Annotated in this window: 14 protein-coding genes, 3 rRNA genes and 1 other RNA gene; 17 read left to right on the top strand and 1 reads right to left on the bottom strand. The window is 46.9% G+C overall.

The features are described 5' to 3' along the window. Window positions 1-7: 7 nt before the first annotated feature. The 16 genes from ffs to rsmI all read left to right on the top strand — a co-directional run bounded on the left by ffs (window position 8) and on the right by rsmI (window position 14,412). Window positions 8-274: signal recognition particle sRNA large type (gene ffs, locus ACZ43I_RS11625), an RNA gene on the top strand. Window positions 275-397: 123 nt separating this feature from the next. Continuing rightward, the gene (gene dnaX, locus ACZ43I_RS11620; protein WP_344702018.1) at window positions 398-2,056 is read left to right on the top strand and encodes a DNA polymerase III subunit gamma/tau; all 1,659 of its coding nucleotides are present in this window, start codon (window positions 398-400) and stop codon (window positions 2,054-2,056) included. Window positions 2,057-2,134: 78 nt separating this feature from the next. Beyond that, window positions 2,135-2,458, top strand: coding sequence for a YbaB/EbfC family nucleoid-associated protein (locus ACZ43I_RS11615; protein ID WP_344702020.1), 324 nt, complete (start codon window positions 2,135-2,137; stop codon window positions 2,456-2,458). Next, window positions 2,459-3,055 (top strand): recombination mediator RecR, encoded by a 597-nt coding sequence (recR, locus tag ACZ43I_RS11610; RefSeq protein WP_344702021.1) that lies wholly within the window; start codon window positions 2,459-2,461, stop codon window positions 3,053-3,055. A gap of 317 nt (window positions 3,056-3,372) precedes the next feature. Then, window positions 3,373-4,925 (top strand): 16S ribosomal RNA (locus ACZ43I_RS11605). A gap of 224 nt (window positions 4,926-5,149) precedes the next feature. After that, window positions 5,150-8,026, top strand: a 23S ribosomal RNA gene (locus ACZ43I_RS11600). Window positions 8,027-8,114: 88 nt separating this feature from the next. Then, window positions 8,115-8,229, top strand: a 5S ribosomal RNA gene (rrf, locus tag ACZ43I_RS11595). The 16S, 23S and 5S rRNA genes sit together here, the layout of an rRNA operon. Before the next feature lie 95 nt (window positions 8,230-8,324). Beyond that, window positions 8,325-9,569, top strand: a complete 1,245-nt coding sequence (locus ACZ43I_RS11590; RefSeq protein ID WP_344703755.1) for an Orn/Lys/Arg family decarboxylase — start codon at window positions 8,325-8,327, stop codon at window positions 9,567-9,569. Next, window positions 9,566-10,198: a dTMP kinase gene (gene tmk / locus ACZ43I_RS11585; protein WP_344703753.1), complete on the top strand. Its 633-nt coding sequence runs from the start codon at window positions 9,566-9,568 to the stop codon at window positions 10,196-10,198. Before ACZ43I_RS11590 ends, tmk begins: the two co-directional genes overlap by 4 nt. Further along, entirely contained in the window at window positions 10,195-10,524 is a 330-nt protein-coding gene (locus ACZ43I_RS11580) for a cyclic-di-AMP receptor (protein ID WP_344703751.1), read from the top strand. Before tmk ends, ACZ43I_RS11580 begins: the two co-directional genes overlap by 4 nt. Before the next feature lie 11 nt (window positions 10,525-10,535). Next, window positions 10,536-11,450, top strand: a complete 915-nt coding sequence (locus ACZ43I_RS11575) for a hypothetical protein (protein WP_344703749.1) — start codon at window positions 10,536-10,538, stop codon at window positions 11,448-11,450. A gap of 6 nt (window positions 11,451-11,456) precedes the next feature. Then, window positions 11,457-12,266 (top strand): PSP1 domain-containing protein, encoded by an 810-nt coding sequence (locus tag ACZ43I_RS11570; RefSeq protein WP_344703747.1) that lies wholly within the window; start codon window positions 11,457-11,459, stop codon window positions 12,264-12,266. Then, window positions 12,266-12,580, top strand: a complete 315-nt coding sequence (locus tag ACZ43I_RS11565) for an initiation-control protein YabA (protein WP_344703745.1) — start codon at window positions 12,266-12,268, stop codon at window positions 12,578-12,580. Before ACZ43I_RS11570 ends, ACZ43I_RS11565 begins: the two co-directional genes overlap by 1 nt. 36 nt (window positions 12,581-12,616) lie before the next feature. Beyond that, on the top strand, window positions 12,617-13,345 hold the full coding sequence (locus ACZ43I_RS11560) for a tRNA1(Val) (adenine(37)-N6)-methyltransferase (RefSeq protein ID WP_344703743.1): 729 nt from the start codon (window positions 12,617-12,619) through the stop codon (window positions 13,343-13,345). Further along, entirely contained in the window at window positions 13,338-13,586 is a 249-nt protein-coding gene (locus ACZ43I_RS11555) for a GIY-YIG nuclease family protein (RefSeq protein WP_344703742.1), read from the top strand. The genes ACZ43I_RS11560 and ACZ43I_RS11555 overlap by 8 nt, the downstream gene beginning before the upstream one ends. 1 nt (window position 13,587) lies before the next feature. Beyond that, entirely contained in the window at window positions 13,588-14,412 is an 825-nt protein-coding gene (gene rsmI / locus ACZ43I_RS11550; protein ID WP_344703740.1) for a 16S rRNA (cytidine(1402)-2'-O)-methyltransferase, read from the top strand. A gap of 23 nt (window positions 14,413-14,435) precedes the next feature. On the opposite strand, the gene ACZ43I_RS11545 is transcribed toward rsmI, so the two are convergent. After that, the gene (locus ACZ43I_RS11545) at window positions 14,436-14,711 is read right to left on the bottom strand and encodes an AbrB/MazE/SpoVT family DNA-binding domain-containing protein (RefSeq protein WP_344703738.1); all 276 of its coding nucleotides are present in this window, start codon (window positions 14,709-14,711) and stop codon (window positions 14,436-14,438) included. 294 nt (window positions 14,712-15,005) lie between these two features. Between ACZ43I_RS11545 and metG the strand changes: the two genes are divergently transcribed. Then, on the top strand, window positions 15,006-16,970 hold the full coding sequence (gene metG / locus ACZ43I_RS11540) for a methionine--tRNA ligase (protein ID WP_344703736.1): 1,965 nt from the start codon (window positions 15,006-15,008) through the stop codon (window positions 16,968-16,970). Window positions 16,971-16,979: the final 9 nt, after the last annotated feature.

The following is a 16,979-nucleotide window of genomic DNA, read 5'->3' as shown; positions in this document are numbered from 1 at the left end:
TAACGTGCCGTGCTAAGTGGGGAGGTAGCGGTGCCCTGTACCTGCAATCCGCTCTAGCAGGACTGAATTCCGCTTCTGAGGGTATTCGGTGTGAGGACTGCCTCAATATCATCAGTGTTGAGATTCCGGTCCTATGCAATAGAACGTCACGAACTATGTCAGGTCCGGAAGGAAGCAGCATTAAGTGGCCCATTCTATGTGCCGTAGGACAGCCGGAGTTGAGCTGATGTTTTGAGTAACGCTTGTGCCGAAAATTCAAGGAAGCGGTGCACGGTTACATAATGTATGACTGCATCTGATGATGCAGTCATTTTTTAATGTTCTCCTTTAAAGGTGGACAGTGTTTATATATGATATAATTATTGGCATGGAAGAATCATTACGGAGGTGCTGCTGAATGGAATATCAGGCGTTATACCGGGCATTCAGGCCGCAGAAATTCGAAGATGTCGTCGGTCAGAAACACGTAACGAAAACTTTGAAGAATGCAATAATCAGGAATAAGGAATCCCATGCCTATCTGTTCAGCGGACCGAGGGGCACGGGTAAGACCAGCATTGCGAAAATATTTGCAAAAGCATTGAACTGCAACTTCGGTACTGATGGGGAACCGTGCAACGAGTGCGATATATGCATGAGCATTACAGAAGGCAGTGCGAACGATGTCATTGAAATAGATGCTGCAAGCAATAACGGTGTAGATGAAATCCGGAACCTCAGGGAAAAGGTGAAGTATGCACCTTCTGAAACAAGATATAAAGTATATATCATAGATGAGGTGCACATGCTGACGACGGGTGCATTCAATGCGCTTTTGAAGACTTTGGAAGAACCACCGGGTCACGCCATATTCATATTGGCGACGACTGAACCCCATAAAATACCGGCTACCATCATCTCCCGAGCCCAACGCTTTGATTTCAAGTCGATTGAAATGAGTGAGATTGCAGATCGACTCAAGTATGTGGCCGAAAGCGAGACGCTGGAGTATGAGGAAGAAGCAATCGAATATATTGCACGCGCCTCAGAAGGCGGCATGCGGGACGCATTGAGCATCATGGATCAGGTCATCGCCTACAGCAATGATGTCATAACGTTGGACGATGCCATCATGATCACGGGCGGAATCAAATCCGAAGAGCTGAACACTTGGCTTAAAATGATTGACCAGCGGGATTCAAGGCAGGCATTCATCAGATACCATCAGTTCATCGAAGAGGGTAAGGACCCTACGCGGCTGGTTCATGAATTGGTCTACTATATAAGGGATATCATCCTGATGAAGCATGAAGGCGATATCGACGAGGATACTGCCTTTGTGCACACTGAAGATAAGATGTTATATGAAATGATAGATGTGCTCAATGATGCCATGGTGATGATGCGCTTTTCCGTCAACACCAGCGTCCATCTTGAAGTAGTCATCGTTAAACTGATTCAGGTACTCAACCGTAATGATCAGGCGAACGTGCCTCAGGCAGTCGACCTTTCGCACATCGAACAGAGATTGGCTGAAATCGATAAAAAATTGGCGGATCAGCCGAAGGATACATCAAGGACGCAAACGGCAGAGCCGCCAAGAAAATCCTCGAACCAAATGGCTAAAGGATTCTCACTGCGTCAGATAGAAAAAGTGCTGGATCATGCCAATAAAGATGATCTTGTTAAACTTAAAGATGACTGGCCCAAGGTCTATCAACATGTCGAGGAAAAGGGATACCATGCGCTCCGCTCACTCATTAAAGATTCAGAACCCGTTGCTGCAAGCGATACACATGTACTTCTCAAGTTTCAAAGTGACCTGCACAGCGATCTGATAAACAAGGATGAGAAGAAACGAAAGGAGTTGGAGGAAGTCATTCCTTCCATTATAGGGAAAGATGTAAAGGTGGTGGGCGTCCCCGACTCCAGCTGGCTGCAGGTTAGACATGATTATATCCAAGAGAAGAAATCGAACCGGAAAAAAGAGGAACCTGAAGCTTCTATAACAAAAGAGAAAAAACCTTCCGATGTCGCCAAGGAGATATTCGGCGATGATATAGTGGAGACCCGTTAAGGATATCTGTTTATAAAAGCTTTCATTTCGTATATACTATTATAGAAGAAAATTAAAATTAATTGGAGGAGAATATATATGGCTGGCGGAATGAACAATATGCAAGGCATGATGAAGCAAATGCAGAAAATGCAAAAGAAGATGCAAGAAGAACAGGAAAAACTGAAAGAAGAAAAAATTGAAGGTACAGCTGGCGGCGGCATGGTTAAAGTGACTGTCTCCGGACATAAAGAAGTATTGGATGTCGAGGTGCAGGAAGAAGTTGTGGATCCTGATGACATCGAAATGCTCCAGGATCTGATCGTAGCCGCAACCAATGAAGCAATGACGAAAGCGGATGAACTTACAAGCGAGCGTCTAGGAAAACATACTAAAGGCATGAACATTCCGGGAATGATGTAGATGCATTATCCAGAACCAATATCCAAGCTGATAGACAGTTTCATGAAATTGCCGGGCATTGGGCCGAAGACTGCCCAGCGTCTGGCATTTTATGTACTTAATATGAAGGAAGACGACGTAGTCAATTTTTCGCGGAGCCTTATGGAGGTAAAAAGAGACCTCCAATTCTGTTCTATCTGTGGACACATCACCGATGTAGATCCATGCTACATCTGCCAAGATAAGAGTAGGGATCGTTCCATAGTATGTGTCGTTCAAGATACGAAAGATGTTATAGCTATGGAGAAGATGCGTGAATATCAAGGGTTGTACCATGTCCTGCATGGGGCAATAAGTCCAATGGATGGCATAGGCCCTGAAGATATCAATGTAGCCACGCTGATAGAACGCTTGAAGGATGAACAGATAAAAGAAATCATCCTGGCCACGAACCCGAACATCGAAGGTGAGTCGACAGCGATGTACATCTCGCGACTCGTAAAACCGATAGGGGTTAGGATAACTCGTCTAGCCCACGGTCTTCCTGTAGGTGGAGACCTGGAGTATGCAGATGAAGTGACACTGTCGAAGGCGATAGAATACCGGACGGAACTGTAGAAAGTTCGGGGGTTTCAAAGCAATTTGAAGCTCCTGAAACTTTTTTTAAAAAACCCCTTGCATTAATTGAACAGACCCTGTATAGTTATATCTTGTCGGACGAAACACATACCGACACAACAAACGTTACTATTTAGTTAAAAAAGATATAAATAAGTGTTGCATTCCAAAATGCGACATGCTATAATAGTAAAGCAGTCAACGAGAGAACATTGAAAACTGAATGACAATATGTCAACGTTAATTCCAATAAAACTGGATGGTTTTACCATTCAACTTGGGCGACAAGTAAAACCGCAACGAGTCAGAGCACTCCAATTATGGAGAGTTTGATCCTGGCTCAGGATGAACGCTGGCGGCGTGCCTAATACATGCAAGTCGAACGCGCAGCCCCGGAGCTTGCTCTGGGGTCTGCGAGTGGCGGACGGGTGAGTAACACGTAGGCAACCTACCCATCAGACTGGGATAACCGCGGGAAACCGTGGCTAATACCGGATAATCCTTATTCCCGCAGGGGGATAAGTTGAAAGGCGGTCTTTGACTGCCACTGATGGATGGGCCTGCGGCGCATTAGCTAGTTGGTGGGGTAAGGGCCCACCAAGGCGACGATGCGTAGCCGACCTGAGAGGGTGATCGGCCACACTGGGACTGAGACACGGCCCAGACTCCTACGGGAGGCAGCAGTAGGGAATCTTCCGCAATGGACGCAAGTCTGACGGAGCAACGCCGCGTGAGTGAAGAAGGGTTTCGGCTCGTAAAACTCTGTTGTCAGGGAAGAACGCCGGTGGGAGTAACTGTCCATCGGGTGACGGTACCTGACCAGAAAGCCACGGCTAACTACGTGCCAGCAGCCGTGGTAATACGTAGGTGGCAAGCGTTATCCGGAATTATTGGGCGTAAAGCGCGCGTAGGCGGTTCGTTAAGTCTGATGTGAAAGCCCCCGGCTCAACCGGGGAGGGTCATTGGAAACTGGCGAACTTGAGTGCAGAAGAGGAGAGTGGAATTCCATGTGTAGCGGTGAAATGCGCAGAGATATGGAGGAACACCAGTGGCGAAGGCGGCTCTCTGGTCTGCAACTGACGCTGATGTGCGAAAGCGTGGGGATCAAACAGGATTAGATACCCTGGTAGTCCACGCCGTAAACGATGAGTGCTAAGTGTTAGGGGGTTTCCGCCCCTTAGTGCTGCAGCAAACGCATTAAGCACTCCGCCTGGGGAGTACGGCCGCAAGGCTGAAACTCAAAGGAATTGACGGGGACCCGCACAAGCGGTGGAGCATGTGGTTTAATTCGAAGCAACGCGAAGAACCTTACCAAATCTTGACATCCTCTGACCGCCATGGAGACATGGCTTCCCTTCGGGGCAGAGTGACAGGTGGTGCATGGTTGTCGTCAGCTCGTGTCGTGAGATGTTGGGTTAAGTCCCGCAACGAGCGCAACCCTTATCATTAGTTGCCAGCATTCAGTTGGGCACTCTAGTGAGACTGCCGGTGACAAACCGGAGGAAGGTGGGGATGACGTCAAATCATCATGCCCCTTATGATTTGGGCTACACACGTGCTACAATGGACAGGTTACAAAGGGCAGCTACGCCGCGAGGCCAAGCGAATCCCATAAAACTGTTCTCAGTTCGGATTGGAGTCTGCAACTCGACTCCATGAAGCTGGAATCGCTAGTAATCGTGGATCAGAATGCCACGGTGAATACGTTCCCGGGTCTTGTACACACCGCCCGTCACACCACGGAAGTCGGTAACACCTGAAGCCGGTGGGCCAACCTTTATGGAGGCAGCCGTCGAAGGTGGGACCGATGACTGGGGTGAAGTCGTAACAAGGTAGCCGTATCGGAAGGTGCGGCTGGATCACCTCCTTTCTAAGGAATATAACGGAACGTCCCTTTGGGACGGCGGGATTAACGATTGACATATTGTATTCAGTTTTGAATGGTCTTCATTGACGATTCAACCCTTGCACATTGAAAACCGTATAGAAGCAATGCGAAAAATGATTTTAACCGAAATCAAGCGTAGAAACCGAGAACTGAAGAGTTCATAAAAACACGCGTTGTGTCGCAAGACACACTCACAAATTCATTGCGATTAAGTAATGAAGGGCGCACGGTGGATGCCTTGGCACCAAGAGCCGATGAAGGACGGAACCAACACCGATATGCTTTGGGGAGCTGTAAGTAAGCGTTGAACCAAAGATTTCCGAATGGGGGAACCCCGCACATTAGTGCGACTTTCAGGTGAATACATAGCCTGAGAGAGGTAGACCCGGGGAACTGAAACATCTTAGTACCCGGAGGAAGAGAAAGAAAAATCGATTCCCTGAGTAGCGGCGAGCGAAACGGGAAGAGCCCAAACCAGTCTTTGACTGGGGTTGTAGGACACCGAAAAAGCAGATTGAAGCGAGCAGAAGCGACTGGAAAGTCGCACCATAGGGGGTAACAGTCCCGTATGCGAAGTTTTGATCTGTGGCGGTGTATCCTGAGTACGGCGGAACACGAGAAATTCCGTCGGAAACTGGGAGGACCATCTCCCAAGGCTAAATACTTCTTGGTGACCGATAGTGAACCAGTACCGTGAGGGAAAGGTGAAAAGCACCCCGGAAGGGGAGTGAAATAGAACCTGAAACCGTGTGCTTACAAGTAGTCAGAGCCCGTTAATGGGTGATGGCGTGCCTTTTGTAGAATGAACCGGCGAGTTGTGATTGCATGCGAGGTTAAGCAGCGAATGTGGAGCCGTAGCGAAAGCGAGTCTGAATAGGGCGTCTAGTATGGGGTTGCAGACCCGAAACCAGGTGATCTACCCATGTCCAGGCTGAAGTCCAGGTAACACTGGATGGAGGGCCGAACCGACTTACGTTGAAAAGTGACCGGATGAGGTGTGGGTAGCGGAGAAATTCCAATCGAACCTGGAGATAGCTGGTTCTCTCCGAAATATATTTAGGTATAGCCTCGTGTTAGCATCGTGGAGGTAGAGCACTGTTTGGACGAGGGGCCCATCCCGGGTTACCGAATTCAGACAAACTCCGAATGCCACCTATGTGATGCACGGGAGTCAGACAGCGGGTGATAAGGTCCGTTGTCGAGAGGGAAACAGCCCAGACCACCAGTTAAGGTCCCAAAATATATGTTGAGTGGAAAAGGATGTGGCGTTGCACAGACAACTAGCATGTTGGCTTAGAAGCAGCCATCATTTAAAGAGTGCGTAATAGCTCACTAGTCAAGTGACGCTGCGCCGAAAATGTACCGGGGCTAAACATATTACCGAAACTGTGGATCAATTATATTGATGGTAGGAGAGCGTTCCGATTGCAGCGAAGCATGATCGTGAGGACATGTGGAGCGATCGGAAGTGAGAATGCCGGTGTGAGTAGCGAAAGACGGGTGAGAATCCCGTCCACCGAACGACTAAGGTTTCCAGAGGAAGGCTCGTCCGCTCTGGGTTAGTCGGGACCTAAGCCGAGGCGAAACTGCGTAGGCGATGGATAACAGGTAGAAATTCCTGTACCGGTGATGTGTGTTTGAGCGATGTGGTGACGCAGGAGGAGAAGCAGAGCGTGCGGAAGGAAGTGCACGTCCAAGCATCGAGTCGTCAGGGTAGGCAAATCCGCCCTGTGTAACGACGAGATGTGATGGGGAGCCGAAAATAGTAGGCGAAGCTGTGGGTTCACACTGCCAAGAAAACCCGCTAGTGAATACATTACCGCCCGTACCGCAAACCGACACAGGTAGTTGGGAAGAGAATTCTAAGGTGAGCGAGCGAACTCTCGTTAAGGAACTCGGCAAAATGACCCCGTAACTTCGGGAGAAGGGGTGCTCATGAAAATGAGCCGCAGTGAATAGGCCCAAGCGACTGTTTATCAAAAACACAGGTCTCTGCCAAACCGAAAGGTGACGTATAGGGGCTGACGCCTGCCCGGTGCTGGAAGGTTAAGAGGAGCGCTCAGCGTAAGCGAAGGTGCGAATCGAAGCCCCAGTAAACGGCGGCCGTAACTATAACGGTCCTAAGGTAGCGAAATTCCTTGTCAGGTAAGTTCTGACCCGCACGAAAGGCGTAACGATTTGGGCACTGTCTCAACGAGAGGCTCGGTGAAATCATAGTACCTGTGAAGATGCAGGTTACCCGCGACAGGACGGAAAGACCCCGTGGAGCTTTACTGTAGCCTGATATTGAACCTCGACCTCACTTGTACAGGATAGGTGGGAGCCGTTGATGCGTGGACGCCAGTCTACGTGGAGGCACTGGTGGGATACCACCCTGGTGATGTTGAGATTCTAACCCGCACCCGTAATCCGGGTGGGAGACAGTGTCAGGTGGACAGTTTGACTGGGGCGGTCGCCTCCTAAAGAGTAACGGAGGCGCTCAAAGGTTCCCTCAGAATGGTTGGAAATCATTCATAGAGTGTAAAGGTATAAGGGAGCTTGACTGCGAGACAGACACGTCGAGCAGGGTCGAAAGACGGACTTAGTGATCCGGTGGTTCCGCATGGAAGGGCCATCGCTCAACGGATAAAAGCTACCCCGGGGATAACAGGCTTATCTCCCCCAAGAGTTCACATCGACGGGGAGGTTTGGCACCTCGATGTCGGCTCATCGCATCCTGGGGCTGTAGTCGGTCCCAAGGGTTGGGCTGTTCGCCCATTAAAGCGGTACGCGAGCTGGGTTCAGAACGTCGTGAGACAGTTCGGTCCCTATCCGTCGTGGGCGTAGGAAATTTGAGAGGCGCTGTCCTTAGTACGAGAGGACCGGGATGGACATACCACTGGTGTACCAGTTGTCGTGCCAACGGCATCGCTGGGTAGCTATGTATGGTCGGGATAAGTGCTGAAAGCATCTAAGCATGAAGCCCCCCTCAAGATGAGATTTCCCCATTAGATCCCTCAGAGATGATGAGGTAGATAGGTTCGGCGTGTAAGTGTGGCGACACATTGAGCGGACGAATACTAATCGATCGATGACTTATTCAAATGAAGAAAACCGTGTATGGTCTTCTACGCAACGCATTGCTTCTATCCGGTTTTGAATGTCCAAGGGGCATTCAAGCATTCCATATTGTCCGGTGGCAATCGCGGAGAGGTTCCACCTGTTCCCATGCCGAACACAGCAGTTAAGCTCTCCAGCGCCGATGGTAGTTGGACTGACGTCCCGTGAGAGTAGGACGCCGCCGGGCAGTATGTACAGCATTATATTATGGATGCGATGAGCCGCATTGAGACCTTTATAGGTCTCTTTTTTTTATACCTTTATACTGAAAGGATCGGTTTGATGGTACTGTATCAGGCGATTACAAAACTATTAGAAGACGACTCGATTTCCATGCATGTTCCAGGACATAAAAACAATACGATTGGTCAACTTGATTCCTTTGATTTCAGATATGACATGACAGAAATCAATGGACTCGATGATCTACATGAAGCAGATGGGGTCCTCCATCAGCTCAATGAAAAGATTTCTGCAAAGTATCCAGGTTACATTTCTCAGATGATGGTGAATGGCACGACGAATGGTATTTTATCTGCGATATATGGCCTTAAACATTTAAACAGAACGCATTTCATTGTTTTGGAAGGTGCCCACAAGTCAGTTCATCATGCGCTTGAAATTGCCGAAGTCTCTTATAAAGTCGTTTCAAAAGAAGTTTTCTTCTCCTATAACTTTACCGAGCGTGATACTGCTGTCATCACTTACCCTACATATACCGGAGAATGTTTTGATATAGGCGCACTTATAGATCATGTGCATGCAGGGAATGGTGTGGTCGTCACAGACGAAGCACATGGCGCCCATCTGGACATTACCGGAGCTTTTCCAGCTTCGTCTATGAAGTATTCCACAGACATCGCAGTCCAGTCTTACCATAAGATGCTCCCTGCCTTGACGATGTCCTCTGTCATTTTTATGAAGTCCGAATTTTATGAGGCAATCCTTAAATATATAGATTACTTTGAAACATCCAGTCCTTCCTATATGCTTATGCTTTCGATGGAACATGCCCATGATTTCTATATATCCTATTCAGATGAACAGTTCCATAAGAAGAGGGGAGTGCTGATAAATAAGCTTCGTGAAACGGAATTGGAAGTAACAGAGATGGATGACCCCTCGAAACTGCTCATCAATCATGTTAGGCACTCACCCTATACAGTTTACGATGCCTTCGTCGATGCTTCGGTTTATCCAGAGATGGTCACAGATGAAGGTGTGCTTCTCTGTCTGCCACTCTTCCATGAAGGTGACCGCTATCCGTTTGAGCTTCTTCTGTCGCGCATCGAATTACTCGTATTTCAAGATGTGGAAAATGATCCTTCACTGGACCTTTCCTTCTTAAGGGACAAAGTATGCCGGAGGACCATGATTCCCTATCCTCCCGGAATTCCGATTGTTTTTGAGGGAGAAGTCATTACCAGTGAGCATCTAAAATCGATTGCACATGCTTTAATGAATCATGTTAGAATAGAAGGTATAAAACAAAATATAGCGTACTATACGGGTAAGGAGAAGCAATGAGTCATTTCATTACGTTTGAAGGTCCGGAAGGCTCCGGTAAGACAACGTTGATTTCAGCAATCCATGCTCATTTGTCGAAGACTCATAAAGTGGTTACGACGCGTGAACCCGGGGGGATCGGCATCAGTGAAATGATCCGGGAAATACTTCTCTCCAAAGGCAATGATATGGATGAACGCACAGAAGCATTATTGTTTGCAGCTTCAAGGCGGCAGCATCTTGTTGAAAAGATACTGCCGGCACTCGAAAACGGCAATATCGTACTATGTGATCGTTTCATCGACAGTTCGATTGCCTACCAAGGAGTTGCGCGTAATATAGGCTCTGATGCTGTTATGGAAATCAACCGTTTTGCGATAGAAGATCACATGCCTGATTTGACACTGTATCTTAAACTGGACCCTAAAGTCGGTCTCGAGCGTATTAAACGCAACAAGCGCGACGACAACAGACTTGATGGCGAAGAATTGGATTTCCATGAATCAGTGGTCATGGGGTATAATCAATTGAGGGAAGAATATCCCGAAAGAATTCGAATGATCGATGCAGCACAAAGCCCCGAAAAGGTTTTTGCAGACGCAATGGACATAATTGAACAATATCTGAATCAAGAGGTGAACCAATCATGAAAATGGTAATTGCAATCGTACAAGATCATGACAGTCAAAGGTTGGCTGATCGTCTAACTAAAAATGACTTTAGGAACACCAAGCTTGCGACTACAGGCGGATTCCTAAGAGCTGGAAATACAACTTTCCTATGTGGTGTTGAAGATCAGCGCGTCGATGAATTGCTTCAGCTCATCGATAACACATGTGGAAACAGGGAGCAGACGGTCGCACCCGTCACCCCGATGGGTGGAAATGCAGATTCCTATATTCCATACCCTGTAGAAGTGGAAGTCGGCGGAGCGACAGTATTCGTATTGCCTATTGAACAATTTGAAAGATTTTAAGTGAAGCAGTAATGACAGCTGAAAACTACACTGTTGAATACCAATTGGATAAAATCATAGAAAACGACAGGCTCAGCCATACCTACATGTTTGAAGGGGACGCCATAGAAACCTTAAAACGCTACAGTGAATATTTTGCCCTAAACATACTCGGCGACACAGCCCGTAATGCCAGATTAATCTCTGAAGGGAATCATCCCGACTATTTTTATCTTGCGACTGCAGAGACGGCCATCAAAAAGGAAGCTGTAGAGGATCTTGTGCGCAGGATGAACCGCAAACCAACCGAGTCGGACTATAAGGTGTACGTGATAGAGGCATTTGAAAAACTGACGCCGCAGGCTGAGAATAGTGTCCTTAAGTTTTTGGAGGATCCTCCAGCCAGGACTGTGGCCATTCTCTTGACGATAGATAAAAGCAGTATATTGCCGACCATCCATTCAAGGGCCCAACATATTCATATTCGGGGGGAACGGGATGACCGGATCGGAATGCTTGAGGATTTGAATGAGGCGGAACTACAAACAGTGGATATACTGGCTCTCAATGCCGAACATGTAAAGGAACTGGGTGAAGTGTTCCCCCGTTTACGCCAGGCAGCAATGGACTTTTCGAGAAAATGGGTCGGAGGGCATCCACTCGTGTTGATAGAAATAAAATCAATGCTGGATATCTGCCAAAACAGAAAAGACCATGCGCTGTTACTGCAGTTGATTGATGGATTCGTAAGACAATGCATGCATGAAGTACTGGAGCTGGAAGATTTTAGGCCATACGGCAATGAAACAGGAAACACCGGGGTAGGACAGCGTGTTGAACATCTGGCACGCATGCTGGAAGAGATACAGACTGCAAACCGCATGTTGTCATCTAACGTGCATCCTATGCTTGTGTTTGAGAGTATGGTCATATGCTCGAAAGGTTGAATGATTATGATAGAACTCATTACTGCTACGCAGTTGGATTATTTTGAGAATATATATTTGCAAGTTAATGGAGAGTCGACGGAACGCGACGATTATATCATCGCTGAGACAAAGCGCGGTATAGAAATGTTGCGGGTGGTGAAGCCGAACTATCAGGTTCCTGAAGATGATATTGTGGAACCGGATGGCAAATTGATCCGGGCTGCGACTGATAAAGATATGGAAAAGTTCCATGAAAACCAATCGAGTGCAGAAGAAGCGCTTCAGTTCTGTAGAAAAGCCATTTCTGAAGAGAAATTGGATATGCAGCTCGTCAATGCCAAGTATACGCTGGAGCGCAAAAAACTCATATTTAATTTCACTTCGGATGAACGTGTGGATTTCCGTAACCTCGTCCGGATTCTTGCGAACCGTTTCAAGACACGCATCGAACTCCGTCAAATCGGGGTAAGGGATGAAGCGAAGTATCTCGGTGGCATTGGTCCCTGTGGCCGTGCACATTGCTGTTCGACCTTCCTTGGGGATTTTGTGCCAGTCAGCATCCAGATGGCAAAGAATCAGGACCTCTCGCTCAGCCCCACCAAAATATCAGGCGCGTGCGGACGTCTGATGTGCTGCTTGAATTATGAGGATGAATATTATGAGAATGCACGTGAAGCATTACCGGATGTCGGTCAGATGATCGAGACGCCTGACGGTAGAGGTTTGGTAATCGGCATGAACATTCTGGACCTTGTGGTGAAGGTGAAATATAAAGATGATTATATACGTGAATTCCATTGCGACGAACTGGACGCAGTCGGCGGGGTGCAGTGATGGAACGTGAGCGCCTATTTATGCATATAAGCAAGATGGAAGCAGATATGGACCTCATGTATGAAGATCTTCAGACATTGAAGGAGCTTTCTGTCCGACTCGTTGAGGAGAATGTCAGTCTTCAGATGGAAAAGGAAAATTATGAACAGTTATTGGCGAAAGAAGCCTCAGAGAAAGGGGCATCCTTCAAGCAGAACACATTGAATAACTTGTATGAGGAAGGGTTCCACGTATGCAGCGTCCACTTCGGTACGCATCGGCACGGGGAAGATTGCCTGTTTTGTCAGGGCTTTCTCCAACATCGAAACAACTAGGCGGCTTCGGCCGCTTTATTTATTGGGGGTGGATATATGTTGCAAGAAGGTGAAAGAGTGGATGAATTGTTCCGGGAATCCATGCAGATCATCCAGAGCAGCGAGGTTTTTTCATTTTCAGTAGATGCATTGCTGCTGGCTGATTTCACAAGATTTTTGAAACGGGATAAACATATCATCGATCTATGCTCAGGAAATGGCATCATCGCGCTTCTTTTATCCCATCGCACGGCTTTGCCGATAGATGGATTGGAACTTCAACCCCAGCTCGTAGATATGGCCAGAAGAAGCATCACCATGAATGGTAAGGAAGAACAGATCGACATCCGGATGGGTGATCTGAAAGAAGTCAGATCACTCTACGAACATTCTTCCTATGACGTTATTACTGTGAATCCACCTTATTTCACAAATAATCAACCCTTAAAGGAAAAAGGACCACACAGCATCGCACGGCACGAGATACATATCGACCTTGAAGGCGTCATAAAAGCAGCGCGTTTCCTCATCAGGAATAAGGGCAGGCTCCATATGGTCCACCGGGCAGAAAGAAGTATGGAAGTCGCGCATGAACTGTCAAAGGCAGGCTTTCGTGTGAGACGTGTCCAATACGTCTATAATGATAAATCTGCACGAACCGCACTGTTCGTTCTGATTGAAGCGGTGTTTAATAGCCATGCGTATGCAGATATCCTGCCACCCCTTTATATCTATGATCAGCAAGGCCGTTACACTGATGAAATGATGAAGGTCTATTATGGCTGAGCATTTCGTGTATATCGTAGAATGTCGTGACGGTACATTGTATACAGGTTACGCAAAAGATGTGTCCAGAAGAATTAAAATGCATAATGAAGGCAAAGGGGCCAAATATACACGGAACAGGCGTCCGGTTCATCTGCTCCACAAAGAAGTTTATGAGACGAAGAGTGAGGCCCTAAAACGGGAATATGCCATAAAAAAATTATCGCGGCACGAAAAATTGAAGTTGATCAGGAGGGAATGACATGCATCTGTATATTACAGGGACACCGCTTGGGAATCTTGATGATATGACTTTCCGTGCAGTCGATACGCTCAGGAAAGTTGATGTGATATTGTGTGAAGATACTCGCAATACCCGTAAGTTGACGAACCATTTCGAGATTGATACGCCGCTTAGGGCGTATCATGACTTCAATAAGGAGAGTGTCGAGGATCAGATTATCGAAGAAATGAAGGACGGCCGTACTTTCGCTCTCGTCAGCGATGCTGGCATGCCGGTCATTTCGGACCCTGGCTTTGAGCTTGTATCAAGAATGCAGATGGAGGGGTTGGAATATGTCATTATCCCTTCGGGAACTGCTTTCACAATGGCCTTGGTCGCAAGTGGTATTCCTTCGTATGAATTTACCTATTTTGGTTTCCTCCCGAAATCGCGCAGTAAAAAGAAGAATAAGATTCAAGAGATAATGGCGCGACAATCGACTTCAGTGCTCTATGAATCACCGCATAAGATTAAAGATACGCTTACGGAGATAAACGCGATCGATCCTGAGCGGATAGTCAGCATATCCAGGGAAATCACTAAAAAATTTGAGCAGCATGTCCGTCAACCGGTGAAGATGCTTCTGGATAAGATGGAAGAGGAAATACCGCTGAAGGGAGAATTTGTCATTGTGGTGGAGGGCGCAGCTCCTAAAGAAGAAACTTTCGACATTCCCGTAAAAGAGCATGTGGAGGCGTTAGTGAAAGAAGGACTAACACCGAAACAAGCCATCAAGAAAGTAGCAGAAGCAAGAAGTTTGAAAAAACAGGATGTATACGATGAATTTCATGATATAAAAAAATAAGCGGCCCGAGGCCGCTTATTTGATTAATTCATTTTCGATTGGATTTCTTTGATGAGCTGTTCTGCACCTTCTTGACTCAAAATGATGCGGCCGTCAGCCAGACGCATGTTCTGCTCGGAAACGTCTCCCGTTACAGCACATGTCATTTGTGGCTTATACTTTTTCAAGATGATCGTATCGTCATCTGTATATATTTCAAGTGCGTCTTTAACTTCGATATCAAGCACGCGTCTGAGTTCTATAGGTATAACCACACGTCCGAGTTCATCTACTTTACGTACAATGCCAGTTGATTTCATAGCCTTTCCCTCCATTTTCTCATTTTGCATACGACTATTCATTCCACCTCATAATGAAGAGAAAACATTATGGAGAAGAATTAAGTTGCGGACAACTTTATTTCCGGGAATGGGCCTAGTTTGTTCGTTTGCCATAATTATGCTTTAAAGTCAATAAACATATTGGGTTTTTTTGTCTAATTCTTGATGATTATAGCATATCGCCGTTGTGTAAGCCAATATAAAGTATCCATTTCATTGAAAAGAATCCTTAAATTAGTTATATTTAAAGAATGAACAAATAGGAGGAAGAGCATGGAAAAACCAACTTACTATATCACGACGCCGATATATTACCCAAGCGGTAAATTACATATTGGTAATGCCTATACAACAATTGCATGTGATGTCACTGCGAGATATAAACGCATGCGCGGCTACGATGTCTATTATCTTACAGGTGCTGATGAACATGGCCAAAAAATTGAACAGAAAGCCGATGAAATGGGTATCTCGCCGCAGAAATATGTAGACGATATGGCAGATAGTATGAAAGCGCTCTGGTCCCTTCTTGAAATCACCCACGATCAGTTCATCCGCACGACGGATGCAGGCCATAAGATAGCCATCCAGAAAATATTCGACAAGCTGTACCAACAGGGTGACATCTATCTGGGGGAATACGAAGGGTGGTATTCCGTTCAAGATGAGGAATTCTTTACAGAAACACAACTGGAGGAAGTATATAAGGATGAAGCCGGCAACATGATCGGTGGCGTTGCGCCGAGTGGTCATGAAGTGGAACTTATCAAAGAAGAAAGCTACTTCTTCAAGATGAGCAAATACGCAGCCCGTCTTGAGAAATATTATGAAGATCATCCGGAATTCATCCAGCCTGAAGCACGCAGAAATGAAATGCTGAATAACTTCATCCGCCCGGGGCTCGGGGATCTTGCGGTTTCCCGTACGACATTCGACTGGGGCATCCCAGTAAAATCGAACCCCGAGCATGTCGTTTATGTATGGATTGACGCGCTGTGCAACTATATCACTGCTTTAGGCTATGCTTCTGATGACGAAGGAATGTTTGAAAGGTATTGGCCTGCAGACGTCCATATGATTGGTAAGGAAATCGTAAGATTCCACGCAATCTACTGGCCGATCATGCTCATGGCCCTGGATCTGCCTCTGCCCAAAAAAATTGTAGGGCATGGTTGGCTTGTGATGAAGGATGGCAAAATGTCCAAGTCCAAAGGAAACGTCATTTATCCCGAAATGGTAGTTGAGCGCTACGGGCTTGATGCGCTACGGTACTACTTGATGCGTGAAGTTCCATTCGGTTCAGATGGCGTATTTACACCTGAAGCATTCGTCAACCGCACCAATTACGATCTAGCCAATGATCTCGGAAATCTGGTCAACCGCACCATCTCCATGATCAACAAATACTTTGATGGTGAATTGCCGGCATATGGCGGTCATGGTGGCGCGCTGGACGAAAACCTTGAACAGACAGTATACGACAACGTCAAGCTCTATGAAGAGGGCATGGAGGATATGGAGTTCAACAAGTCACTCAGGGCAGTCTGGACCATCATCAGCCGCACGAACAAGTATATTGATGAAACGGCACCTTGGATACTTGCGAAGGACGACTCTGAAAGGGATGCGCTCGGCAATGTCATGATCCACCTTGCAGAGAACATACGCATCATCGCCATCCTGTTGAAACCTTACCTGACGCATGGTCCGGAAGAAATCTTCAGGCAGATGAACATAACGGATCCGGAGCAGCAGACTTTCGATTCGATCATGGATTACGGCAGCATAAAAACTGCAGGCAGAATGGTTGAGAAGCCAAAGCCAATCTATCCGCGATTGGATGTAGAAGAAGAAGTGGCGCATATTAAAGGATTGATGACGCCGAAGGAGCCGGAAGAGCCGGCGTCAGAAGCGACTGAAATTACGATAGATGATTTTGACAAAGTAGAAATGAAAGTCGCTACAGTCATCAACGCCGAAGGGGTCAAAAAAGCGGATAAACTTCTTAAGATCCAAGTGGACCTTGGAGAAGAGAAGCGTCAGATTATTTCTGGCATAAGGGAATCTTATGAGCCTGAGGAGATCATCGGCAAGAAAGTGCTCGTCGTTACAAACCTCAAACCGGTTAAGCTCAGGGGAGAACTTTCCGAGGGAATGATCCTGACAGCAGAAAAAGGCAATCATCTTACATTGATCTCTGTACCGAGTGGCATTGAGAACGGCAGCATAGTCAAGTAGACAGGAGGG

The organism is Salinicoccus jeotgali, assembly GCF_055379195.1.
This window is presented reverse-complemented; position numbering and strand designations above follow the sequence as displayed.